Raw genomic sequence first — 23,518 nt, forward strand, 5'->3', positions numbered from 1 at the left:
AGTGCCTATGCCGCCAAGGCAAGGGTCAATGCAAAGCGGGCGCCGAAGCGCCCGCAGAGAGCAGCTCTACGATCAGCCGCGGTGACGGCTGCGGAAGTAGTTGATCAGGCCCTGGGTCGAGCCATCCTCGGCGCTGTCTTCCTGAGCGCCGACCAGGCGCTGGTAGACCCCTTTGCCCAGTTCCTTGCCCAGCTCGACGCCCCATTGGTCGAAGGCGTTGATGCCCCAGACCACGCTCTGCACGAACACTTTGTGCTCGTACATGGCCACCAGCGCGCCGAGGCGCCGCGGGCTGATGCGCTCGACCACCAGGGTGTTGCTCGGCCGGTTGCCCGGAATCACCTTGTGCGGAGCGAGCTGTGCGATGTCGGCCTCGTTGAGGCCCTTGGCGCGCAGTTCGGCCTCGGCTTCTGCCAGGGTCTTGCCCTGCATCAGCGCCTGGCTCTGCGACAGGCAGTTGGCATACAGCCACTGGTGGTGGTCGGCGACCGGGTTGAAGCTCACCACCGGCACGATGAAGTCAGCCGGAATCAGATGCGTGCCTTGGTGCAGCAACTGGTGGTAGGCATGCTGACCATTGCAGCCGACACCGCCCCAGATCACCGGGCCGGTGCTTACCGGAACCGGGCTGCCGTCTTGCAGGACGCTCTTGCCATTGGATTCCATGTCCAGCTGCTGCAGGTGCTTGGTGATGTTTCGCAGGTAGTGGTCGTACGGCAGGATGGCGTGGCTGTGGGCATTCCAGAAATTGCCGTACCACACGCCGAGCAGCGCCAGCAGCACCGGCATGTTCTGTTCGAACGGCGCGGTCTGGAAGTGTTGGTCCATGGTGTAGGCGCCGGACAGCAACTCCTTGAAGTTAGCCATGCCGATGGCCAGGGCGATCGGCAGACCGATTGCCGACCACAGCGAATAGCGCCCGCCGACCCAGTCCCACATCGGGAAGATGTTTTCCTCGCGCATGCCGAACGCCACGGCCGCGCTCTTGTTGCTCGACACTGCGATGAAGTGGCGATACAGCTCGGCCTCCGAGCCGCCCTGGGCCAGGTACCAGGTGCGCGCTGCGGTGGCGTTCTTCAGGGTTTCGAGGGTGTTGAACGATTTCGAGGAAACGATGAACAGCGTGGTTTCGGCACGCAGCTTGGCCGACAGCTCGTGGAATTCGCTGCCGTCGATGTTCGCCAGGTAATGGCAGCGCACGCCGCGGTGGGCATACGGCAACAGCGCCTCGGAGACCAGCTCGGGCCCCAGGAACGAGCCGCCGATGCCGATGTTGACCACATCGGTGATGGGCTTTTCGCTGTAGCCACGCCACAGGCCGTCGTGAATGCGTGTCACCAGCTCGGTGATCTGGTTGAGCACCTTGTGCACTTCCGGCATCACGTTGACGCCGTTGACGTTGAGCTTGTCGCCCACCGGGCGACGCAGCGCGGTGTGCAAGACCGGACGACCTTCGGAGGTGTTGATGATCTCGCCGCTGAACATTGCCTTGATGGCGTCGGCCAGACCGACCTGATTGGCCAGCTCGACCAAGTGCGCACGGGTCTGCTCGGTGATCAGGTTCTTCGAGTAATCGAGAAACAGGCCGCAGCTGCTCAAGGAAAACTGTTCGAAGCGCTGCGGCTCGGCGCTGAAGGCTTCGCGCATGCTGAACTGCTGCAGGGTATCGCGGTGCTGCTGGAGCGCCTGCCAGGCGGGCAGTGCCGTTACATCATGGGGAGTCCGGTAATACGCCATTAAGAAAGATTTCCTTGATGCATGTTCGAGTCTTTGACCTTCTTGGTCGCCAGCAGTTGCGGGGCGTTTGGCAGTATAGGCAAACCCCGCGGCAACGATCATGAAAAGCGCTGAAGCGGTTCAGGCGGTGGGCTCGTCAAGGTGCAGGTAGAGGTTGTCGATCAGGCGGGTATTACCCAGATAGGCAGCGAGCAGAATCACCAGGTCGCGGTCATCGAGCATCGCCGGTTGCAGCGAAAGCGCGTGACGCAGTTCCAGGTAGTCGGTGCGCAGTCCAGCGCTTTGCAGTTGCGCCTTGCCTTCGTCGAGCAGGGCCGGGTAATCGCGGCGGCCACGACGCAGGCCGTCGGCCAGCTGGCACAACGTGCGATAGACCACCGGGGCGATCTGGCGCTGCTCGGGGCTTAGGTAGCCATTGCGCGAGGACAGCGCCAGGCCATCGTCGGCGCGCACGGTGGGCTCGCCGAAAATCTGGATAGGCATGTTCAGGTCGCGGACCATCGTGCGGATGACGGCCAGTTGCTGGTAGTCCTTTTCGCCAAACACTGCCAGGTCCGGCTGGACCATGTTGAACAACTTGTTGACCACGGTGGCCACACCCTCGAAGTGCCCGGGACGGCTGGCGCCGCACAGACCTTCTGATAGCTGGCCGACGCTGACCCGCGTCTGCGCTGCGGTACCGCTGGGGTACATTTCCTCGACGGTCGGTGCGAACAGCAGGTTGCAGCCCGCTTCCAGCAGGCGCGCCTGGTCGGCGGCGAGGGTCCGCGGGTAGGTGGCGAGGTCTTCGTTGGCGCCGAACTGCAGCGGGTTGACGAAAATACTCGCCACCACGAAATCGGCCCGTTGCGCCGCTTTGGTCACCAAGGCGGCATGACCACTGTGCAGGTTGCCCATGGTCGGTACGAAGCCGATACGTTTGCCTTCACCGCGGGCGCGTGCGACGGCGGCGCGCAGTTCGCGGACGGTCTTGACTGTATTCATGCGCTGAACCCATGTTCGCTGGCGGGGAAACTGACGTCCTTGACCGCTTTGACATAAGCGGCCAGGGCGCCATGAATATCATTCTGGCCGATCATGAAGTTCTTCACGAAGCGCGCCACCCGACCGCTGAGCGACAACCCCAGCATGTCGTGCAGCACCAGCACCTGGCCATCCGTGTCGCCGCCGGCGCCAATACCGATCACCGGGATGCTCACCGCCTGGCTGATTTCGCGGGCCAGCGCGCTGGGCACGCATTCGAGCAACAGCATCGCCGCCCCGGCCTGTTCGAGGGCCACGGCGTCGGCGCGCATTTGTTCGGCCTGAGCTTGCTGGCGGCCCTGGACCTTGTAGCCGCCCAGGACGTTGACCGTCTGCGGCGTCAGGCCAAGGTGGGCGCAGACCGGTACGCCGCGCTGGCTCAGTTGGCTGATGGTGTCGGCCAGCCAGGCCGCGCCTTCGATCTTCACCATGTGCGCGCCAGCCTGCATCAACAGGGCGCTGTTGGCGAAGGCCTGTTCGGGTGTGGCATGGGCCATGAAGGGCAGGTCGGCAAGGATCAGCGCACCGTGGTTGCCGCGCTTGACGCAGGCAGTGTGGTAGGCCATTTCGGCAGTGGTCACCGGCAAGGTGCTGTCGTGCCCCTGCAGCACCATGCCCAGCGAATCACCCACCAGCAGCACTTCGACCCCGGCCTGGCTGGCCGCCTTGGCGAAGGTGGCGTCGTAACAGGTCAGCATGGTGATCTTTTCCCCTTTGGCCTTGAGGCCATTGAGGGTCGTCAGGGTAACGTCAGGCATGTACAAATCCTCTTTCAGGCGCTGTGAAGACGCTGCGCAGGGCGCATGCATTCATCATCCAGGGCGGCACATCATCGGGTGTGATGTTCGGGCTCAGGCCGTCCGGGCCTAACAGGTCAGTGTGGCGCCTGGTGGCACCACGGGACGCCTATAGTCGTGAGCGAAAAGAGGGAAGTCAATCACCTGTTACCGCAATGTTACGGCGCCGGTGTTACCGCCGTTACCGTCGCGAAACGCCCGTATTACAGGCGTTCGAGGCCGACGAAGGGGCAGTCTGCGAGTAACTGTGCCAGTGCCCGCCCATCAGCCAGGCGGTAGTCGGCCGGCACCAGTTCGGCAAGCGGGTAAAGGACGAAGGCGCGCAGGTGCAACTGCGAGTGCGGCACCTGCAGGCGAGGGATGTCGATGAGCTGGTCGCCGAACAGCAGGATATCCAGATCGAGGGTGCGTGGGCCCCAGCGCTCGGCACGCACACGGCCGTGCTGGTTTTCGATGGCCTGCAGGGCGTCGAGCAGCGCCAGCGGCTCAAGGCCGGTGTCCAGCGCTGCCACCGCATTGGTGTAGCGCGGCTGGCCGGGCAGCAACGAGTCGCTGGCATAAAAGGCCGAGGTACTCACCAGCTCGGTCTGGGCGATCTGCGCCATGGCCTGCAAGGCGCTGCGCAGCTGCTCGGCCGGCTCGGCCAGGTTGCTGCCCAGGCCGATATGGACGCGGCTGCTCATGCTCAGTCGAAGGCCTCGTCGCCACCGCGTTTGCGCTTGCTGCTGGTGCGCTTGCGCTTGCGCGGTGCGGCGCCGTCATCACGGCTGCCCAGATCACGGATCATCTCCCGACGCTCACCGTCGTGGGCTTCCTGGTAGTCGGTCCACCACTGGCCAAGCTCGTCGGTCTGCTCGCCTGCGCTCTCGCGCAGCAGGAGGAAGTCATAGCCAGCGCGGAATCGCGGGTTGTCCAGCAACTGATCGGCGCGCTTGCCGCTGCGCCGTGGCAGGCGCTCCTGCATGTCCCAGATCTCGCGGATAGGCAAGGTGAAGCGCTTGGGTACGGCAACCCGTTGGCACTGTTCGGCGATCAGCTCGTGGGCGGCGCCGTTCATGGCCGGAATCGGCGGCACACCCTGGTTTTGCAGGTGCAGCACACGTGCTGGCAGGGCGGGCCACAGCAGCGCGGCGAAGAGGAACGCCGGGGTCACCGGTTTGCCCTGCTTGATGCGCAGGTCGGTGTTGCTCAGCGCCTGGCTGATCAGCGTGTGGGTGTAGGTGGGGCGATCGTCCAGAGCCTGGGCGCTGGCCGGGAACAACGGAGCGAACAGCTCGAGGTCGACCAGCATCTCGAAGACCATCGCGCCCTGGCCAGAGAGGAACAGCTTGAGGCTTTCTTCGAACAGCCGTGCAGGCGGAATCTCGCGCAGCAGCGGCGCCAGCTCACGAATGGGTGCAACGGTGTGTTTTTCGATGCCGAAGTCGAGCTTGGCGGCGAAGCGCACCGCGCGCAGCATGCGCACCGGGTCTTCCTGATAACGATGGGTCGGATCGCCGATCAGGCGCAGCAGGCGATTACGGATGTCGTGCACGCCGTTGGCGTAATCGAGAATGCGCTCGCTTACCGGATCGTAGTACAGCGCATTGATGGTGAAATCGCGGCGCTGGGCGTCTTCTTCCAAGGTGCCATAGACGTTGTCGCGCAGGATTCGCCCGTTGGCGTGATGCGACGAACGGTGTTTGTCGTCCTGGTCTTCATCCGAGTGCGGCGCACGGAATGTGGCGACTTCGATGATCTCGCGACCGAACTGGATGTGCACCAGCTTGAAACGACGACCGATGATGCGCGCGTTACGAAACTCTGCGCGGACCTGTTCTGGGGTGGCGCTGGTGGCGACGTCGAAGTCCTTGGGGGCGATCCCCAGGAGCATGTCGCGGACACAGCCGCCTACCAGGTACGCCTGATAGCCCGCGCTTTGCAGGCGCTCTACGATGCCCACCGCATGGCGACTGAACTGGCTGCGCTGCAGCGAGTGCTGGCTCTTGTTGATCACCTCGGGCGTGGTGCGCCGATGATGCTGAGCATGGACGGGAGGGCGGAAAGACTGGAACAACTTCTTCAGCATGGGATGCACTGTTTGAAGGAATGTTCGGCCAGTGATAGAGGAATGGCCGCATGATGGGCGGGGATTCTAGCATTTACTCAGGGAATGGTGTAGGCAGTCGCGGAAGGAGCTGAGGGGAGAAACGACATGGGGAGCCTAAGCTCCCCATCAAGTCGTTGCGTGCTCTTATTGTTATTGTGACGGGCTTCTTGTTTTTGTTGAGTGCCCTGCCTGCAAGCTTCGCTGCAGGCGGCCCCTACATCAGGGGCAAAGAGCAAACGGATTGCTTTGATCGTTGGGTCGTGCTGATCGATTGATCCAACCAGTTCAGGCGCTGCTTTTTAGTGCAGTTTTTGTTGTTCTCTGCCTGGTTTCGGGGCGAGCCCCTCACACAACGCGTCTCCAAAAGAATCAGTTAGCTGCGCCTCCGCCGTGTTGTTCTTGTTATGCGTGAGCCGTTTCGTATTGTTCTTATTCTGAGTTGCCGTGCTTCTTATTGTTCTTGTACGAAAGATATAGCAGGTGCCGTGCCAACTTTGCCAAACCCTGTGAATCCGGGGGTTTGCCAGGGTAAGACGGCTTTGCGCACATTTTGGAATATGGTTATTCGTTACCGTTCGCCCCGGCAGATGTTACGGGCGCTCAGGGAGGTAACAGGTTTTTTCAGAGGATAGGCATCGGGGGGGGGGGGCCAGGTGCGGAAGCTCCGCACCTGGAGGGGATCAATTCTCGCTGGTGGCGCTGGTCTTGCGCCGCGGAATGCCCAGGCGCTGACGACGCTCCCACAGGCATTTGCGGCTGACGCCGAGCTTGCGCGCCAGCTCGGTCTCGGTCATGTGGTCCTGATGTTCGAGGACGAAATGGTGGAAGTAGTCTTCGAGTGAGAGGGCCTCGGTCGGGTCCTGGCTGGCACTGCCGCCTACGGCAGAGGAGGAGGGCAGGTGGTCGAGCGGATCACCGTCTTCCAGGTCGCTCAGCTCGATGTCGATGCCCAGCAGCTCGGCAGAGATTTCCGGGCTCTCGCTCAGAATCACCGCACGCTCCACCGCGTTCTCCAGTTCGCGGACGTTGCCGGGCCAGCTGTAGTGACGAATCGCTTGCACGGCATCGGCCGAGAAGCACAGGTCGTCACGGCCGATGCGCGCGCTCTGGCGAGCGAGGAAAGCGTCCGCAATCTGATTGACGTCACTGCCGCGCTCGCGCAACGCCGGAAGCTTCAGGGCGATCACGTGCAGGCGGTAGTAGAGGTCTTCGCGGAACTGTCCGGCCTTGGCCAGGCTCTTGAGGTCACGGTGGGTGGCGGCGATCAGGCGGACATCGACCTTCTGCGACTGCACCGAGCCTACGCGGCGAATCTCGCCCTCCTGCAAGACGCGCAGCAGACGGGCCTGCGCCTCAAGCGGCAGTTCACCGATTTCATCGAGGAACAGCGTGCCACCGTCGGCCGCCTCGACCAGCCCGGCGCGACCTGCGCTGGCCCCGGTGAAGGCGCCTTTCTCGTGGCCGAACAGTTCCGATTCGATCAAGGTTTCCGGAATGGCTGCACAGTTGACGGAAATCATCGGTGCCTTGGCGCGTCGCGACAGGTTGTGCAGCGCTCGCGCGACCAGCTCCTTGCCGGTGCCCGATTCGCCCTGGATCAGGACATTCGAATCGGTCGGGGCGACCTTGCGGATCTTGCTGAACATATCGAGCATCGGTGCACACGCGCCGATGATGCCGATTTCCCCGTTGGCTGCCGTGGCTGCGGCCTTGTCGGCATTCGCAGCCTTGCCGGGTGCACGGACCTCGGCGGCGCCGGTTTCGGGCGCGGCGGTCTTGGGTCGATCGCGCAGGATGCGCGCCACCGCCTGGAGCATTTCATCGTGATCGAAGGGCTTGGCGATGTAGTCGACCGCGCCCATCTTCATCGAGTCCACCGCCGAGCGCAGGCTGGCGTAGCTGGTCATGATCAGCACCGGGGTACCTTCACCGAGCCTGATGAGCTCGGTGCCAGGTGCGCCCGGCAGGCGCAGGTCACTGACGATCAGGTCGAACGTGGTGATGCTGAACCGCTCCTGGGCCTCCTGCACCGACCCGGCTTCGCTGACCTGGTACTGATTTCGTTCCAGCAGGCGGCGAAGGGCGGAGCGGATGATGGTTTCGTCTTCGACGATCAGAATATGCGGCATTGATTCAGTTCTCTCGACGGTCTCGAATGTCTGGGGACGTCGCTACGACATGCCGTGGCAAAGTAACGCGGATCCGGGTGCCTCGTTGCCGTTCGATGTCGGCGGGGCTGTCGATGGTGATTTGCCCATAATGCTCTTCCACGATGGAATAGACCAGAGCGAGACCCAGGCCGGTGCCTTCACCCGGGTCCTTGGTGGTGAAGAACGGCTCGAACAGACGATCCATGATGTTCTTCGGAATGCCGCTGCCTTCGTCTTCGACGATCAGGTCGAGCATGTGTTCGCTGCTGTCGCTAAGGGCACTGCGCACGCGCACCGCACTTCCCGGTGGAGAAGCGTCGCGGGCGTTGGACAGCAGGTTGATCAACACCTGGGCTAGACGCTGCGGGTCACCCTCGACCCAGTGCTCGGGGTCGCACAGGTTATAGAACTGCACCTCGAAGTTGCGCCGGTTCAGCGCCAGCAGGCCAATCGCATCCTGGGCAACGTCGGCCAGGCAAACGGGCTCTTCGCTGTTCTGCTGACTGCCGCCGGCATGGGCGAAGCTCATCAGCGACTGGACGATCCGCGACACACGTTTGGTCTGTTCAAGAATCTGGCTCGACAACTCGATGATCTCGCCGTCTTCCTCGCGCTCTTCGCGCAGGTTCTGCGCCAGGCAGGCGATGCCGGTAATCGGGTTGCCGATCTCATGGGCCACGCCGGCGGCCAGCCGGCCGATGCTGGCCAGGCGCTCGGAATGCACCAGCTTGTCTTCCAGTGCCTGGGTGTCGGTGAGGTCTTCGACCAGCAGCACCAGGCCGCTGTTGCCCGGTGCCAGCGGCTCGTCGATGGCGGCCTTGTGCAGGTTCAGCCAGCGTGGCTGGCCGTCGAGGGCCAGGCGCTGCTTGTGCAGGTGTTCGTCGGGGATGTTGGTAAAGCCTTGCAGCAGACTGCGCCATGGCTCGGCGATGGTCATCAGGCGTGAGCCGACCACATGCTTGGCGGCGATCCCGGTCAGCTCCTCCATGGCCCGGTTCCACATTAGGATTTCCTGATCCTTGGCAAGCGAGCACACGCCCATGGGCAGTTCCTGCAGGGTTTGCCGGTGATAGCGGCGCAGCGCATCCAGTTCAGCGGCAAGCCCGGTGAGGCGCGAGTGATAGTCCTCCAGGCGGCTCTCGATGAAGTGAATGTCTTCGGTGACGTAATTCTCGTTGCCCGACTTGTAGGGCAGGAAGGTTTCGACCATGTCCTGGGCAACGCTCGGCCCCATCAGCCCCGACAGATTCGCTTCGATGCGGTCGCGCAGGCGGCGCAGGGCATAGGGCCTGCGCTCATCGAAGGGCAAGTACAAGTCGCGCAGCGCCTGCTCCACTTCCTTCTGCGCGGCCTTGGCGCCCAGTGGCTTGGCCAGTTGCGTGGCGAATTCCTGCGGCGAGGCGGCGTGCAGTTCGCGCCGCTGCGGACGGCGTACGTTGTCTACGGCGCAGGCTTCCGCAGCGCTGACCTCTTCGCTGCTGGCGTTGGTGAACAGCGAAATCAGGGTGAACAACAGCACGTTGGCGGCCAGCGAAGCGATGGCTGCCATGTGCCAACTGGTGTCGTCGAGGACGTAGATCATGTCCAGCAGCGGAATGTAGAAACCCTGCACATTGCCCACTAGCGGCAGCAGCATGGTCACCATCCACACCGAGATACCCGCCAGCAGCCCGGCGATGAAGCCGCGGCGGTTGGCCGTCGGCCAGTACAGCACCGAAAGCACCCCCGGGAGGAACTGCAGGGTGGCGACGAAAGCGACGATGCCCAGGTTGGCCAGGCTCTGGTGGTTGTCCTGGGTCAGGTAGAAGACGAACCCGGCGCCGATGATGGCGACGATCAGCGCGCGGCGGGTCCACTTCAGCCAGCGGTAGATGTTGCCTTCCGCAGGTGGTTGGTAGAGCGGTAGCACCAGGTGGTTCAGGGCCATTCCCGAGAGCGACAGGGTGGTGACGATGATCAGCCCGCTGGAGGCCGACAGCCCACCGATGTAAGCCAGCAACGCCAGCGCCTGGTTGTTGGCAGCCATGCCCAGGCCCAAAGTGAAGTACTCCGGGTTGGTGCTGGCGCCCAGGCGCAGGCCGGCCCAGAGAATCAGCGGCACGGCCAGGCTCATCAGCAGCAGGAACAGCGGCAGGCCCCAGCTGGCGCTGACCAGCGAGCGCGGATTGAGGTTCTCGGTGAAGGCCATGTGGTACATGTGCGGCATGACGATGGCCGAGGCGAAGAACACCAGCAGCAAGGTGCGCCATGGGCCTTCCTGCAGCGGCGTGTGCAGCGCAGCCAGGGCGGTCTGGTTCTGCAGCAGCCACACCTCCAGCTGGTGCGGCCCGCCGAACACGCCATACAGCGCGTATAGGCCGATGCCGCCCACCGCCAGCAGCTTGATCACCGATTCGAAGGCGATGGCGAACACCAGGCCTTCGTGCTTTTCGCGGGTGGCGATGTGCCGTGAGCCGAAGAAGATGGTGAACAGGCTGATCAGCACGCAGAAGGCCAGCGCCACCCGCGCCTTGACCGGCTCGCCGGTGAGGATGTTGATCGAGTCGGCGACCGCCTGGATTTGCAGCGCCAGCAACGGCAGCACGCCGATCAGCATGAAGATGGTGGTCAGCGCACCGGCCCAGGTGCTGCGAAAGCGAAAGGCCAGCAGGTCGGCCAGCGACGACAACTGGTAAGTGCGGGTGATCTTCAGGATCGGGTACAGCAGCACCGGCGCCAGCAGGAAGGCTCCGGATACACCCAGGTAGCAGGCCAGGAAGCCATAGCCATACTGATACGCCAGGCCCACCGAGCCGTAGAAGGCCCAGGCACTGGCATAAACGCCCAGCGACAGGGTGTAGGTCAGCGGATGGCGGATCACCGAACGCGGAATCAGGCCCCGCTCGCTGATCCAGGCCACGCCGAACAGCACCAGCAGATAACCAGCGCTGATCAGGATCATCTGGGTCAGGCTAAAGCTCATCGGCATCTCGCTGGCTCTGCAGAATGAAGGTCACGACGATCAGGATCAGCCACAACAGATAAGGCCGATACCAGGCGCCGGTGGGGTCGATCCACCAGTCCATGATGGCTGGGGAGAACAGGTAGATCCCCACCACCAGGAGCAGGACCAAACGATAGATGTACATGCTGGCCTCGATGAGTGGCGGCGCTAGGGCAGGCCGGGCCGGATCGGTGCGCACGCCGTGTGCAGCCGTTCCCTATGGCTCGCTAGGACGCAGAATCTATTGGGCTTTGGCCGGCGGGGCAAGTGCCTCACCGCAGATCGGCCTCGGCCAGGGAGGCGCAGCGTGGGATGCTCGCCACCTGCCAGCGCTGCCGAGCGATGTCCAGCAGCTCATGCGGGGTGGCGTTGTGCATGCTCGTCTCCAGCGTCTGGCCCAGCGCCCGTAGCGCGCGCAGCAGCAGCGCGGTGGCTTGTTCGGCCTGCAACGGCGGCGAACGGTACGACTTGCCCAGCTTGTGGCCATCGGGCTGGACGATCAGCGGGATGTGCAGGTAGCGCGGCTGGGAAAAACCGAGCAGTTCTTGCAGGTACAGTTGCCGCGGGGTGTTGTCGAGCAGGTCGGCGCCGCGCACCACATCGGTCACTCCCTGCCAGGCGTCGTCGAGCACCACTGCCAGCTGGTAGGCGTACAAGCCATCACGCCGCTGGATGACGAAGTCGCCCAGTTCGCGGCCCAGGTGCTGGCTGAACTGCCCCTGCACGCGATCCTCGAAACGGTAGGTCAGTTCTGGCACGCGCAGGCGAATGGCGGCGCCTTCGCGGGGATGTCCGGCATTGCGGCAAAACCCCGGATACAGCCCGCCGTAGCCTTCCAGTTGCTTGCGCGAACAGGTACAGGCGTACGCCAGGCCCATGTTGAACAAGCGTTCGACCACCTCGGCATAGGCTGCGTGGCGCTCGCTCTGCACCAGCACTTCGCCGTCCCAGGTCAAGCCGTAGCTTTCCAGGGTGCGCAGAATCGCATCACGGGCGCCGGGCATTTCGCGCGGCGGGTCGGTGTCTTCCATGCGCAGTAACCAACGTCCGCCCACCGCGCGGGCGTCGAGCCAGGAGGCCAGCGCGGCGACCAGAGAACCAAAGTGCAGAAGCCCGCTGGGGGTCGGGGCGAAGCGCCCAACGTAGGGTGCGTTGTTCATGGAAGTGGCCAGCTACACAAATGAAAAGGGGCGCATCGAGCGCCCCGTCATGCCGGTAGGAGAGATCATCCCTTACCGTTGGTCTTTTCCTTCTTCTCGGCAATTTCCTTGCAGTCGAAGCACAGGTCGGCAGTCGGACGGGCTTCAAGACGGCGCAGGCCGATCTCGATACCGCAGCTTTCACACCAGCCGTAATCTTCTTCCTGGATCTTCTGCAACGTCTTGTCGATCTTCTTGATCAGCTTGCGCTCGCGGTCGCGGTTACGCAGCTCCAGGGCGAACTCTTCTTCCTGGCTGGCACGGTCGGCCGGGTCAGGGAAGTTCGCAGCTTCATCCTTCATATGGTCCATGGTGCGGTCCACACTGGTCATCAGCTCCTGTTTCCAGGCACCGAGCAATTTGACGAAATGCTTGCGCATGGGCTCGCCCATGTACTCCTCGCCCTTTGCTTCTTTATAAGGCTCCAGGCCAAACATGCTCTGACCGGTTTTTTGCTTTTCTGGGGTGGACATGAATAGACCGCCTCTCACTCATCTGATCCAATGCGCAGGCTGCTCCTTCTCCGGCACCCGCCGGCCCTGCGACTGCGAGCCGCCGAACTTACCAGATAGATCGGGGGTGCGCTACCCTGCCCGATCCTGCGTGTAGACAGCAGCGTGCGCGGCACGTTCGGTCTCGGGCAGCGAGAGATTATTCCGTTCAGTCACAAGCGAGAACAGGCCATGACTCAGCACTACAGTGCACGCAGTCGCGCAATCGAACCTTTCCACGTCATGGCCTTGCTGGCCCGCGCCAATGAGCTGCAGGCGGCAGGCCATGATGTCATTCATCTGGAAATCGGCGAGCCGGACTTCACCACCGCCGCGCCGATCGTCGCCGCGGGTCAGGCCGCGCTGGCCGCAGGTCATACCCGCTATACCGCAGCGCGCGGTCTGCCGGCGCTGCGTGAGGCGATCGCAGGTTTCTATGCCCAGCGCTACGGCCTGAACATCGACCCCCAGCGCATCCTCATCACCCCGGGCGGTTCCGGGGCGCTGTTGCTGGCCAGCAGCCTGCTGGTCGATCCGGGCAAGCACTGGTTGCTGGCCGACCCGGGTTATCCGTGCAACCGGCACTTCCTGCGCCTAGTCGAGGGCGCCGCGCAACTGGTGCCCGTCGGGCCGGACACCAGTTATCAGCTGACCGCCGGTCTGGTCGAGCGCCATTGGAACCAAGACAGCGTCGGTGCGCTGGTCGCCTCGCCGGCCAACCCCACCGGCACCGTACTTGATCGTCAGCAATTGGCCAGCCTGTCGCAGGCGGTCACTGCACGTCAGGGCCATCTGGTGGTGGATGAGATCTATCACGGCCTGACCTACGGCATGGACGCGCCGAGCGTACTGGAGGTCGACGACCACGCCTTCGTGCTCAACAGTTTCTCGAAGTATTTCGGCATGACCGGTTGGCGGCTGGGCTGGCTGGTGGCGCCGCCCGAGGCGGTGGCCGACTTGGAGAAACTGGCACAGAACCTCTATATCAGTGCCCCGAGCATGGCCCAGCACGCCGCGCTGGCGTGCTTCGAGCCGCAGACCCTGGAGATTCTCGAACAGCGCCGCCAGGCATTCGCCCGCCGCCGCGATTTCCTCCTGCCTGCATTGCGCGAACTGGGCTTTGGTATCGCCGTCGAGCCACAGGGCGCTTTCTATCTATATGCCGACATCAGCGCCTTTGGTGGCGATGCCTTCGCCTTCTGTCAGCACTTCCTCGAGACCGAGCACGTGGCCTTTACCCCAGGCCTGGATTTCGGTCGCTATCAGGCCGGGCATCACGTGCGCTTCGCTTACACTCAGGACCTGCCGCGCTTGCAACAGGCCGTCGAGCGGATCGAGCGTGGCCTGCGGAGCTGGCAGGGCTGATGCGCTTTCAACCTGCACTGGAACACGGGCGACTGCTGCGCCGCTATAAACGCTTCCTCGCTGATATTGAACTGCCTTCAGGCGAACAGTTGACCATTCACTGCCCCAACACCGGATCGATGCTCAACTGCATGGCTGAGGGTGGGGCGGTCTGGTTCAGTCGCTCCAACGACCCCAAGCGCAAGCTGCCGGGCACCTGGGAGCTTGGCGAAACGCCCCAGGGGCGCCTGGCCTGTATCAATACCGGGCGTGCCAACGCGTTGGTCGAGGAGGCCCTGCGCGCCGGTCTGATCAGCGAGCTGCGTGGGTTCACCGGGCTGCGCCGTGAGGTCGCCTATGGTGAGGAGCGCAGTCGCATCGATTTTCGCCTGGAGTTTGCCGAAGGGCCGGCGTACGTCGAGGTCAAGAGCGTGACCCTCGGCTATGCCGACTCCCCAGTCGCGGCCTTTCCTGATGCCGTGACCCAGCGCGGCGCCAAGCACCTGCGTGAGCTGGCCGCCTTGGCGCGCCAAGGGGTACGGGCGGTGCAGCTGTATTGCGTCAACCTCACTGGCATCGAGGCGGTGCGCCCCGCCGAGGAAATCGACCCAGGGTATGCGCACGCCTTGCGCGCGGCGGTGGCTGACGGCGTCGAGGTGCTGGCCTACGGCACGCAGCTCGATGCCGAGCGAATTTTCATCGATCGACCTTTGCCCGTGCTGCTCACGCCGTGAGCCAGATACCCCTGGCGTTTTCTTCGCAGCCCAGCGCCTGCAAGGTCTCGCCTTCACAAGGGCCGGCCACGCACTCGCCGCTTTCGATGAGAAACAGTGCGCCGTGATGGGCGCACTGAATGAGGCTGGCGCTGGCATCGAGCACCGTGTGCTCTTGCCAGTTCAGCGCGATGCCCCGGTGCGGGCAGCGGTTGCGGTACAGGTAGACCTTGCCGTGGCGTCGCACGCCCAGCAGACTCATGCCGTCGATGTCGAAGACGCGGCTGCTGCCTTCGGCAAGGGCAGAGCTTGGGCAGAGAAAATCCATGGATTTGGCGGACACTCGAGGGGTGAGGGCTGACTTGACGCTTCAATGCGAATAATTATCAAATTGCCGCCACGTATCGCGCCGGTTGCACATGGTGCGCAGATCCGCCGTTCGCCACAAGGCGCGCGACTCGCTTTATAGAAGGAAACCCGATGATGCGCCGTCCCTCTGTTCTGATCGCCTTGTGCGCCAGCTTGGTGTTTGCCGCTGTGGCCCAGGCCGAACCCTTGCCGCAACGCTGGGTGAGCGCCGGCGGGGCGCTCAGTGAATGGATCGCGGCGCTGGGCGGCGAGGCGCGGTTGGTCGGCGTCGACACCACCAGCCAGCATCCTGAATCGCTCAAAGCGCTGCCCAGTATCGGTTACCAACGCCAGTTGTCGGCCGAAGGCATTCTCAGTCTGCGCCCTGACGTACTGGTTGGCACCGAGGAGATGGGCCCGCCGCCGGTGCTTGCGCAGGTCAGGCAGGCCGGTGTGCGCGTCGAGCTGTTCTCCAGCAAGGCCGAGCTGACGGCAGTCGACGAAAACCTCAAGCACCTGGGCACGCTGCTGGGCGCCGAGCAACGGGCCAGCACTCTGGCCAGCGACTATCGCCAGCGCATCCAGGCATTGCAGGCGGCGATCGGTCAGGCCAAGACCCATCAGCAAGCACCTGGGGTGTTGTTGCTGGTCGGGCATGGTGGCGGCAAGCCGATGATCGCCGGGCAGGGCACTGCTGGCGACTGGCTGGTGCAGCAGGCCGGCGGGCGTAACCTGGCTGAGCATGACGGCTACAAGAACGTGTCGGTGGAATCGCTGGCCGGGCTCGACCCTGAAGTGCTGGTGGTGTCTGATCGGGCCTTGACCGGCGATGCGGCGGTGCAGGCCATGCTCAAGGAAAACCCAGGGCTTTCGGCGTCGCGCGCCGCCCGCGACGGACGCATCGTCGTGGTCGACCCCACGCTGCTGGTGGGCGGGTTGGGGCCGCGTCTGCCTGAGGTGCTGCAATCGCTGGCGCGGGCGTTCTACCCGCAAGGCAATGTCAGCTTCAAGCCGTGAAGCGACTGCTGGCGCCGCGCACGCTGTTCCTCAGTCTGGGTTTGCTGTGGCTGTTGGCGATCTGGCTGTCGCTGGCCCTGGGGCCGGTCAGCTTGCCGTTCGTCGACACGTTGCGTGCTGGCCTGCGTTTGCTTGGTGCGCCGATCGCCGGCCAGGGGTTGGAGCAGGCAGAGTTGATCGTTGGCCAGATTCGCCTGCCACGGACCCTGCTGGGGCTGCTGGTCGGGGCGGTGCTGGCCCTGTCAGGCGTGGCGATGCAGGGTTTGTTTCGCAATCCACTGGCCGACCCCGGGTTGGTCGGGGTGGCCAGCGGCGCCGCACTAGGGGCAGCCCTGGCGATCGTGCTGGGCAGTGGCTTTGGTGGTCTTCCCGAAGCCTTGGCGCCATATCTGTTATCACTCTGTGCATTTCTGGGCGGGCTTGGCGTCACCGCCCTGGTCTACCGCCTGGGCCGGCATAACGGTCGTACCAGTGTCGCTACCATGCTTCTGGCCGGCATCGCGCTGACCGCGCTGGCCGGGGCCGGCGTCGGCCTGTTCACCTACTTGGCCGACGATGCCACCTTGCGCACCCTGACCTTCTGGAACCTCGGCAGCCTCAATGGCGCAAGCTACCAGCGCCTGTGGCCGCTGCTGCTGGTGGTGTGCGTCGTGGCGCTGTGGCTGCCGCGTCGCGCGCAGGCGCTCAACGCCCTGCTGTTGGGTGAGTCTGAGGCGCGGCATCTTGGTGTGGAGGTGGAAACGCTCAAGCGTGAGCTGGTGTTCTGCACTGCCCTGGGTGTTGGCGCCGCCGTGGCTGCAGCGGGGCTGATCGGCTTCATCGGCCTGGTGGTGCCGCATCTGCTGCGGATGTTGGTCGGGCCTGATCACCGCCTGTTGCTGCCCGCCTCGCTGCTGGCCGGGGGCACCTTGCTGTTGTTCGCCGATCTGGTGGCGCGTCTGCTGTTGGCGCCGGCCGAGTTGCCTATCGGTATCGTCACGGCGTTCATCGGCGCGCCGTTCTTCCTGTTTCTGCTGATAAAGGGGCGCGGATGATGCTGCAGGCTCAGGGTGTGCATGTGCGCCGAGGCAGCAAGCAGGTGCTGCAGGCAATCGATCTGTCGTTGCACGCCGGGCAGGTGCTGGGGGTGCTGGGGCCCAATGGCGCTGGCAAGAGCAGTCTGCTCGGTGCCCTGTGCGGTGAGCTGACGCCGAACCAGGGCCAGGTGCTGATGCAGGGCCTGGCGCTGGCGCAGTGGCAGGGCGCTGCGCGTGCCCGTGCGCTGGCAGTGTTGCCGCAGGTGTCGAGTCTGGACTTTTCGTTCAGTGTCGAAGAGGTGGTGGGCATGGGCCGTTTGCCCCACGCCAGTGGCGTGCAGCGCGATGCCGAAATCATCGAACAAGCCTTGTATGCGGCGGATGCGCAGCATCTGCTGGGCCGCAGCTACCTGGCGCTTTCTGGTGGGGAACGTCAGCGCGTGCACTTGGCGCGGGTGTTGGCGCAACTGTGGCCAGGCGCAGAGGGCAGCGTGTTGCTGCTCGACGAACCCACTTCTGCACTCGACCCATTGCATCAGCACACCACCCTTCAGGCGGTACGTGAAATTGCGCAGCGGGGAACGGCGGTACTGGTGATTCTCCACGACCTGAACCTGGCCGCGCGTTACTGCGACTGTATCGTCCTGCTGCATGAGGGGCGCTGTCACGCCACAGGTTCACCGCAGCAGGTGCTGACGCCGCAGGCACTGAAGACGGTATTCGGGATCGAGGTATTGGTGCAGGCGCACCCGGAGCGCGGCCATCCGTTGATCATTGCCCGCTGAGCGCTTGCCGCAGGCTGACCAGCGCGGGAGCCGCGAGCTGTTCGCCAAGCCATGAAAGCGAACGACGCGCGGCCCCCGACATGGCTGAGGCAGGGATGGACCAGATCCCTGACCTTCCCCCCGAGCCGAATCGCAGTCAAAAAAAGACCCGGCAAAATGCCGGGTCAAAAACCGTGATTAGCCTGATGAGGAGATAATCTGAGAGTCCGAACCAAGGGCTTTCAGTTTACCCAACCAGTCTCGCGACCAGTTGTGGTAATCATAACGATTCTCATTTCGAGGTCAACCCCTTGCTCTGGTTTATTTCAATTTTTTTTCCGAAGGGGATTTTGCATTCAGTTGGGCCAGCAGCGCCGCCTTGCGTTCGGCAGAAAGCTCGTTCCAATGAATGTCGAGCAGCGCGCCTTCGATGGCATACAGCAGTACCTTGGAAGCCCGGAATCCACGCATTTTCACTGCCTGGTAGGCACCCACCGCGCCCAGCCGACGAAGGTCGGACAAACTGTGCACGCCAGCGGCATGCAGCCATTGCGCAGACGTTTTGCCCAGATTCCTCAGGTGCTGTAGCTCATCGCTCATCGAGCCTCCTTGCCATACCGAACGGTGTCATGGGATGGGTCTTCAGACAGGTCAGTAGGCAAGTGTAGCGGGGCTGGGCAAATACGCTTTTCGCCAGCGTGGCAGCGTATTTCAGCCCAGATCGCTTCGATCGACGCGTTTACAAGCCCGGCAGGCGCTGGCGAATCTGCTCGATCAGCTGGTCCATGCTGCTGCTCAGATGGGTGTCCACGCGCTTGCAGTGCAAGTGTTCGCGCTCATCGAGCGGCTCCCGTGTGGCCTGCTGCGCCTTGACCACTTCCAGCGTGGCCTCGGAAGGGTCGAGGTTCTCCGACTGGCGCTGTTCCAGCCAGCTGAAAATCACCGCCTCCGGTGCCTGGCAGTCGAGAATCAGGAAGGGCACACCGGTGTCGCTGGCCACCTGGGCTGCTGCCTGGCGTTGCTGGTGCTGCAGGTAGGTAGCATCGAGCACCACGGGCAGGCCGGCCTTGAGAATGATGCCGGCCAGTTCATGCAGGCGCGCGTAGGTGGCGTTGGTGGCGTCCTGGTCGTACAGGCCTTGGCCGAACAGGCGCTTGCGCTCTACATCCGAACGCACCCGCACCGCGCCCAGCGATTCCACCAGGCGCATGGCCACATGGCTCTTGCCCACGGCCGAAACGCCGTGGGTGATCGCCAGCAGGCGCGAAGGAATGGCGCTGTAGCTTTCGGCCAGGTTGGCGTAGTTGCGGTAGGTGCGCAGCGTGGTGGCACGCTGCAGGCCATCGGCCTCGGCGCCCAGGCTGAACAGCGCCACCTTGGCCCGTACCAGTGCGCGGTAGGCCTTGTAGAAGTTCAGCAGCTCAAGCCCCTGATAATCGCCGGTCAGCTCCAGGTACTGGCTGATGAAACGTCGGGCCAGCCACTTCAGGCCGCGGTCTTCGAGGTCCATGGCGAGGAACGCGGTGTCGGCATAGACGTCGGTCATGCGGAACGGTTCGTTGAACTCGATGCAGTCGAAAATCACCACGCTGCCGTCGATCACCGTGGCGTTACCCAGGTGGATATCGCCGTGGCACTCGCGGATTAAACCGTTCGCCTTGCGTGCTTGCAGCAGCGGGTACAAGCGCTCGTAGGTGCTGCGCGCCCAGGCCTGAAGGTTGTCCAGCTGCTGCAAATCGGCCGCTTCGCTGAGGAACGGGCGGATCTGCTCGAAGTTCTGCTCCACCGGCGCCATGGCGCTTTCCGGAGTTCCCAGCGGGTTGTCTTCGCCGACCCGGGGGGCGTCGAGGTGGAATTGGGCAATCTGCCGGGCCATCTGGTCGATGTGATCGGCCGTCAGCTCGCCATTGGCCTGCAAGGTACTGAGCATCTGTTCCTGTGGGAACTGGCGCATTTTCAGCGCGTATTCGATCACCTCGCCTTCACCACCAATGACCGGCGCCTCCGCACTACCGGTAATCGGCAACACTTCCAGATACACATCGCTGGTCAGTCGCTGGTTGAGGCGCAGTTCTTCATGGCAGAAATGCCGGCGCTGCTCCAGCTGGGTGAAATCGAGAAAGCCGAAGTTCATCGGTTTCTTGATCTTGTAGGCGTAGTCGCCGGTGAGCAGCACCCAGGAAATATGCGTCTCGATGACGTGGAACCCCTCTACGGCGTGCGGGTAGAGGGCGCTGTTTTGCAGCGCGTTGATCAGGGCTTGGCTCACGAGGGGTCCTTGACGGTCAGGGAATTCAAAGGGCTCATTATGGTCAATGGTGCCTTCCCTGCAAACCGCCGGGACGCCTGCCCAGCCAAAGTAAAGTGCGTATAATCCGCCGCCATGACCCGATCCCGATCCCCCCGTAATGCCAAGAAACCCCGACCCGGCCGCTCGCGCGTGCTGCTTGGCTGGGCCCTGAAGCTCAGCCTGGTCGCCCTGGTGCTGATCGCCGGCTTCGCCGTGTACCTCGATGCGACGGTGCAGGAGAAGTTCTCCGGCAAGCGCTGGACCATCCCGGCCAAGGTGTACGCACGGCCGTTGGAGCTGTTCGTCGGCCAGAAGCTGAGCAAGAACGACTTCCTCACTGAGCTCGATGCCCTCGGCTATCGCCGCGAAAGCGCAGCCAGTGGCCCGGGCGAGGCGTCGGTCAACGGCAATACGGTCGACCTCAACACCCGTGGCTTCCAGTTCTACGAGGGCACCGAGCCTGCGCAGTTCGTCCGTGTGCGCTTCTCGGGTGACTACGTTGCAGGGCTTGCCGGCAACAACGGCGGCAAGCTCGATGTGGTTCGCCTCGAGCCGCTGATGATCGGAGGTATCTACCCCAAGAACCTCGAAGATCGCATCCTGATCAACATCAATCAGGTGCCTCCTTACCTGTTGGAAACCCTGATCGCCACCGAAGACCGCGACTTCTACAGCCACCATGGTGTATCGCCCAAATCGATCGCCCGTGCGGTGTGGGTCAACACTTCGTCGGGCGCGATGCGCCAGGGCGGCAGTACGCTGACCCAACAGCTGGTGAAAAACTTCTTCCTCACCAACGAACGCAGCCTCAGCCGCAAGCTCACCGAAGCGATGATGGCGGTATTGCTCGAGCTGCATTACGACAAGCGCGAGATTCTCGAGGCGTACCTCAATGAGGTGTTCGTCGGTCAGGACGGCCAGCGTGCCGTGCATGGTTTCGGCCTGGCCAGCCAGTTCTTCTTCAGCCAGCCGCTGTCGGAACTGAAGCTGCACCAGATCGCCCTGTTGGTGGGCATGGTCAAGGGGCCGTCCTACTACAACCCGCGGCGCTACCCGGAGCGTGCGCTGCAACGCCGCAACCTGGTGCTCGACCTGCTGGTCGAGCAGGGCGTGGCCAGCCAGGACGTGGTCGATGCAGCGAAGAAAATGCCCTTGGGTGTGACCAAGCGCGGCAGCCTGGCCGACAGCTCGTTCCCGGCGTTTCTCGACCTGGTCAAGCGTCAGCTGCGCCAGGACTACCGCGACGAAGACTTGACCGAAGAAGGCCTGCGTATCTTCACCAGCTTCGACCCGATTCTGCAGATGAAGGCCGAGACGTCGATGACCGAGACCTTCAAGCGCCTCGCCGGACGCAAGGGCGCCGATGAGGTCGAATCGGCGATGGTGGTGAGCAACCCGGAAACGGGCGAAGTGCAGGCCTTGATCGGCAGCCGTCAATCCGGCTTTGCCGGCTTCAACCGCGCCATCGACGCCGTGCGCCCGATCGGTTCGCTGGTCAAACCGGCCGTCTACCTGACCGCCCTGGACAAGCCCGGCACCTTTACCCTGACCAGCCTGGTGCAGGATGAACCGTTCTCGGTCAAAGGCGCCAATGGCCAGGTCTGGCGACCACAGAACTTCGATCGTCGCCCGCACGGCACCATCTACCTGTATCAGGGCCTGGCCAACTCCTACAACCTTTCCACCGCCAAGATCGGCCTGGAAGTCGGCGTGCCCAACGTGATCAAGACCATCGGCCGGCTGGGTGTCGACGTCGACTGGCCGGCATTCCCCTCGATGTTGCTGGGCGCCGGCGGTATGTCGCCGATGCAGGTGGCGACCATGTACCAGACCATCGCCAACGGCGGCTTCACCACGCCCATGCGCGGTATTCGCAGCGTGCTGACAGCCGAGGGCGAGCCGCTCAAGCGCTACCCGTTCCAGATCCAGCAGACCTTCGATGCCGGCTCCATCTATCTGGTGCAGAACGCCATGCAGCGGGTGATGCGTGAAGGGACCGGGCGTTCGGTCTACAGTGTTCTGCCCAGCTCACTGACCCTGGCAGGCAAGACCGGCACCAGTAACGACTCGCGTGACAGCTGGTTCTCAGGCTTCAGCCAGGACCTGCTGGCGGTGGTCTGGCTGGGTCGCGACGACAACGGCAGCACGCCGTTCACCGGTGCCACCGGGGCACTGCAGGTGTGGACCAGCTTCATGCGCAAGGCCGACCCCTTGCCTTTGGACATGCCGCAGCCGGACAACGTCGTGCAGGCATGGATTGATCCGAACACCGGGCAGGGCTCGGACCAGAGCTGTCCGGGGGCCGTACAGATGCCGTATATTCGCGGCAGCGAACCGCCAGCCGGCGCCGCTTGTGGCGGCGCGCAGGAGTCCGACTCGGTCATGGACTGGGTCAAGGGCTGGATGAATTGAGCACCAACTCCAGAGCATGCGAGGGTTTGAATTGAACAAGTGGTGGTTTCCAGTCGTGACGGCCATTGCCGTGCTGCAAGGGTGCGCCAGCGTGCCGCGTGGCAACATTCCGGTGGTCGACTCCAGTTCCCGGGTCTCCAACAGCGAGCGCATCCAGGGCAAACGTCCGGTCGCCACGGCACCGGCCAGAGGCACCGCGCAGGCGCAGTCGCTGCCGGAAGATTCGGGCGTGACCGTGATGATTCCGCAAGGTGCGGGCGCTTCGCCGATCCAGTCGTTCCCGGCGCAGAGCGGCGGAGCGCCGATCGATACCACGCCGATCGACACCATGCCGATCAATACCACGCCGGTGACCAGCGACCCCAACCCGGTGGCAGACGAACCTTTCGACATCGCCGCCATGTCCGGCGGGGCCTCTGCCCCGAGCGCGCCTACCGGCATCCCGCAAAACAACCGCTCCGGCGGGCTGTCTGCCGACGAGCAGCTCGATGGGCCGGTGCTGGCGCTGCTGACTACCGCGCAGAAGCAGCAGGGCAGCGGCGACTTGAATGGCGCCTCGTCCAGCCTCGAGCGCGCCCAGCGCATTGCACCGCGTGAGCCGCAGGTGCTGTTCCGTCTGGCGCAGGTCCGTCTCAACCAGGGTGAGGCTGCGCAAGCAGAACAGCTGGCGCGACGCGGCCTGAGCTATTCCAATGGCCGCCCAAGCCTGCAGGCTGAGCTATGGAACATCATCGCCCAGGCTCGCGAGAAACAAGGTGACAGCGCCGGTGCGGCATTGGCGCGGCAGAAAGCCAAGGTCAACCTGTGACGGTAGCGCCACGGGTATTGGAAATCGCCGATCACTTGCTGCTCATCGAGCGTGAGCTGCAGGTGCAGGGTTGGTGGTCGGACGACGCCCCAAGCGCTGCGGCCATGGCCAGCACGGTGCCGTTCGCCGTCGATGCCATGCCGTTCGAGCAGTGGTTGCAATGGATTTTCCTGCCGCGCATGAAGCAGATCATCGAGTACGGCCAGCCGCTGCCCAATGCCTCCGGCATTCTGGTGATGGCCGAAACCGTGTTTGCCAGCCGTCCGCAGCAAAGTCGCGAGCTGCGGCGACTATTGGCAGCGTTCGACCGTTTGATCGCGCCTTCCGCCTGATTTCT

Annotated in this window: 21 protein-coding genes; 8 read left to right on the top strand and 13 right to left on the bottom strand. The window is 63.6% G+C overall.

The window, feature by feature from the left end; all coding sequences use genetic code 11:
• Nucleotides 1–72: 72 nt before the first annotated feature.
• The 10 genes from pgi to dksA form a co-directional block, all read right to left on the bottom strand.
• On the bottom strand, nt 73–1,737 hold the full coding sequence (pgi, locus tag H618_RS0111135) for a glucose-6-phosphate isomerase (protein WP_028695140.1): 1,665 nt from the start codon (nt 1,735–1,737) through the stop codon (nt 73–75).
• Between the two features lie 120 nt (nt 1,738–1,857).
• Nucleotides 1,858–2,721: a pantoate--beta-alanine ligase gene (gene panC / locus H618_RS0111140; RefSeq protein WP_028695141.1), complete on the bottom strand. Its 864-nt coding sequence runs from the start codon at nt 2,719–2,721 to the stop codon at nt 1,858–1,860.
• Nucleotides 2,718–3,518: a 3-methyl-2-oxobutanoate hydroxymethyltransferase gene (panB, locus tag H618_RS0111145; protein ID WP_028695142.1), complete on the bottom strand. Its 801-nt coding sequence runs from the start codon at nt 3,516–3,518 to the stop codon at nt 2,718–2,720. Before panB ends, panC begins: the two co-directional genes overlap by 4 nt.
• Before the next feature lie 242 nt (nt 3,519–3,760).
• Nucleotides 3,761–4,240 carry a 2-amino-4-hydroxy-6-hydroxymethyldihydropteridine diphosphokinase gene (gene folK, locus H618_RS0111150; RefSeq protein WP_028695143.1) on the bottom strand — a complete coding sequence of 160 codons (480 nt, stop codon included), beginning with the start codon at nt 4,238–4,240 and terminating at the stop codon, nt 3,761–3,763.
• 2 nt (nt 4,241–4,242) lie between these two features.
• Nucleotides 4,243–5,625, bottom strand: coding sequence for a polynucleotide adenylyltransferase PcnB (locus H618_RS0111155; RefSeq protein WP_028695144.1), 1,383 nt, complete (start codon nt 5,623–5,625; stop codon nt 4,243–4,245).
• A 701-nt stretch (nt 5,626–6,326) separates the two neighbouring features.
• Nucleotides 6,327–7,775 carry a sigma-54-dependent transcriptional regulator gene (locus tag H618_RS0111160; protein ID WP_028695145.1) on the bottom strand — a complete coding sequence of 483 codons (1,449 nt, stop codon included), beginning with the start codon at nt 7,773–7,775 and terminating at the stop codon, nt 6,327–6,329.
• A 4-nt stretch (nt 7,776–7,779) separates the two neighbouring features.
• Nucleotides 7,780–10,764, bottom strand: coding sequence for a sensor histidine kinase (locus H618_RS0111165; RefSeq protein WP_028695146.1), 2,985 nt, complete (start codon nt 10,762–10,764; stop codon nt 7,780–7,782).
• Complete coding sequence (locus tag H618_RS22765) at nt 10,748–10,924, bottom strand: hypothetical protein (RefSeq protein ID WP_010796831.1); 177 nt, start codon at nt 10,922–10,924, stop codon at nt 10,748–10,750. The genes H618_RS0111165 and H618_RS22765 overlap by 17 nt, the downstream gene beginning before the upstream one ends.
• A gap of 127 nt (nt 10,925–11,051) precedes the next feature.
• Complete coding sequence (gluQRS, locus tag H618_RS0111175) at nt 11,052–11,939, bottom strand: tRNA glutamyl-Q(34) synthetase GluQRS (RefSeq protein ID WP_028695147.1); 888 nt, start codon at nt 11,937–11,939, stop codon at nt 11,052–11,054.
• Between the two features lie 65 nt (nt 11,940–12,004).
• Entirely contained in the window at nt 12,005–12,451 is a 447-nt protein-coding gene (gene dksA / locus H618_RS0111180) for an RNA polymerase-binding protein DksA (protein WP_028695148.1), read from the bottom strand.
• Between the two features lie 210 nt (nt 12,452–12,661).
• On the opposite strand from dksA, the gene H618_RS0111185 reads away from it, so the two are divergent.
• Complete coding sequence (locus H618_RS0111185; RefSeq protein WP_028695149.1) at nt 12,662–13,834, top strand: pyridoxal phosphate-dependent aminotransferase; 1,173 nt, start codon at nt 12,662–12,664, stop codon at nt 13,832–13,834.
• Nucleotides 13,834–14,547, top strand: coding sequence for a DNA/RNA nuclease SfsA (gene sfsA, locus H618_RS0111190; protein WP_028695150.1), 714 nt, complete (start codon nt 13,834–13,836; stop codon nt 14,545–14,547). The genes H618_RS0111185 and sfsA overlap by 1 nt, the downstream gene beginning before the upstream one ends.
• Here the strand turns inward: sfsA and H618_RS0111195 are convergent.
• Nucleotides 14,537–14,854: a Rieske (2Fe-2S) protein gene (locus H618_RS0111195; RefSeq protein WP_028695151.1), complete on the bottom strand. Its 318-nt coding sequence runs from the start codon at nt 14,852–14,854 to the stop codon at nt 14,537–14,539. The two genes, sfsA and H618_RS0111195, sit on opposite strands and share 11 nt — an antisense overlap.
• Before the next feature lie 152 nt (nt 14,855–15,006).
• Between H618_RS0111195 and H618_RS0111200 the strand changes: the two genes are divergently transcribed.
• Genes H618_RS0111200 through H618_RS0111210 form a run of 3 tightly spaced genes read left to right on the top strand, consistent with a single transcriptional unit; the run spans nt 15,007 to nt 17,692 of the window.
• Nucleotides 15,007–15,891: a heme/hemin ABC transporter substrate-binding protein gene (locus tag H618_RS0111200; RefSeq protein WP_028695152.1), complete on the top strand. Its 885-nt coding sequence runs from the start codon at nt 15,007–15,009 to the stop codon at nt 15,889–15,891.
• A 50-nt stretch (nt 15,892–15,941) separates the two neighbouring features.
• Nucleotides 15,942–16,925, top strand: a complete 984-nt coding sequence (locus tag H618_RS0111205; RefSeq protein WP_161628447.1) for a FecCD family ABC transporter permease — start codon at nt 15,942–15,944, stop codon at nt 16,923–16,925.
• Nucleotides 16,925–17,692, top strand: a complete 768-nt coding sequence (locus H618_RS0111210; protein ID WP_028695154.1) for a heme ABC transporter ATP-binding protein — start codon at nt 16,925–16,927, stop codon at nt 17,690–17,692. Before H618_RS0111205 ends, H618_RS0111210 begins: the two co-directional genes overlap by 1 nt.
• Nucleotides 17,693–17,992: 300 nt before the next feature.
• On the opposite strand, the gene H618_RS0111215 is transcribed toward H618_RS0111210, so the two are convergent.
• Both H618_RS0111215 and H618_RS0111220 read right to left on the bottom strand, forming a co-directional pair.
• The gene (locus H618_RS0111215; protein ID WP_028695155.1) at nt 17,993–18,271 is read right to left on the bottom strand and encodes a TfoX/Sxy family protein; all 279 of its coding nucleotides are present in this window, start codon (nt 18,269–18,271) and stop codon (nt 17,993–17,995) included.
• 139 nt (nt 18,272–18,410) lie between these two features.
• Nucleotides 18,411–19,940, bottom strand: a complete 1,530-nt coding sequence (locus H618_RS0111220; RefSeq protein WP_028695156.1) for a bifunctional aminoglycoside phosphotransferase/ATP-binding protein — start codon at nt 19,938–19,940, stop codon at nt 18,411–18,413.
• 114 nt (nt 19,941–20,054) lie between these two features.
• Between H618_RS0111220 and mrcB the strand changes: the two genes are divergently transcribed.
• Genes mrcB through H618_RS0111235 form a run of 3 tightly spaced genes read left to right on the top strand, consistent with a single transcriptional unit; the run spans nt 20,055 to nt 23,513 of the window.
• A complete protein-coding gene (gene mrcB / locus H618_RS0111225) occupies nt 20,055–22,373 on the top strand; it encodes a penicillin-binding protein 1B (protein WP_028695157.1) in 2,319 nt (772 codons plus the stop codon).
• A 16-nt stretch (nt 22,374–22,389) separates the two neighbouring features.
• Nucleotides 22,390–23,181, top strand: a complete 792-nt coding sequence (locus tag H618_RS0111230) for a tetratricopeptide repeat protein (protein ID WP_033727644.1) — start codon at nt 22,390–22,392, stop codon at nt 23,179–23,181.
• Nucleotides 23,178–23,513 (top strand): YqcC family protein, encoded by a 336-nt coding sequence (locus tag H618_RS0111235; RefSeq protein WP_028695159.1) that lies wholly within the window; start codon nt 23,178–23,180, stop codon nt 23,511–23,513. The genes H618_RS0111230 and H618_RS0111235 overlap by 4 nt, the downstream gene beginning before the upstream one ends.
• Nucleotides 23,514–23,518: the final 5 nt, after the last annotated feature.

It is taken from the genome of Pseudomonas cremoricolorata DSM 17059 = NBRC 16634, from assembly GCF_000425745.1.
Lineage (GTDB): Bacteria > Pseudomonadota > Gammaproteobacteria > Pseudomonadales > Pseudomonadaceae > Aquipseudomonas > Aquipseudomonas cremoricolorata.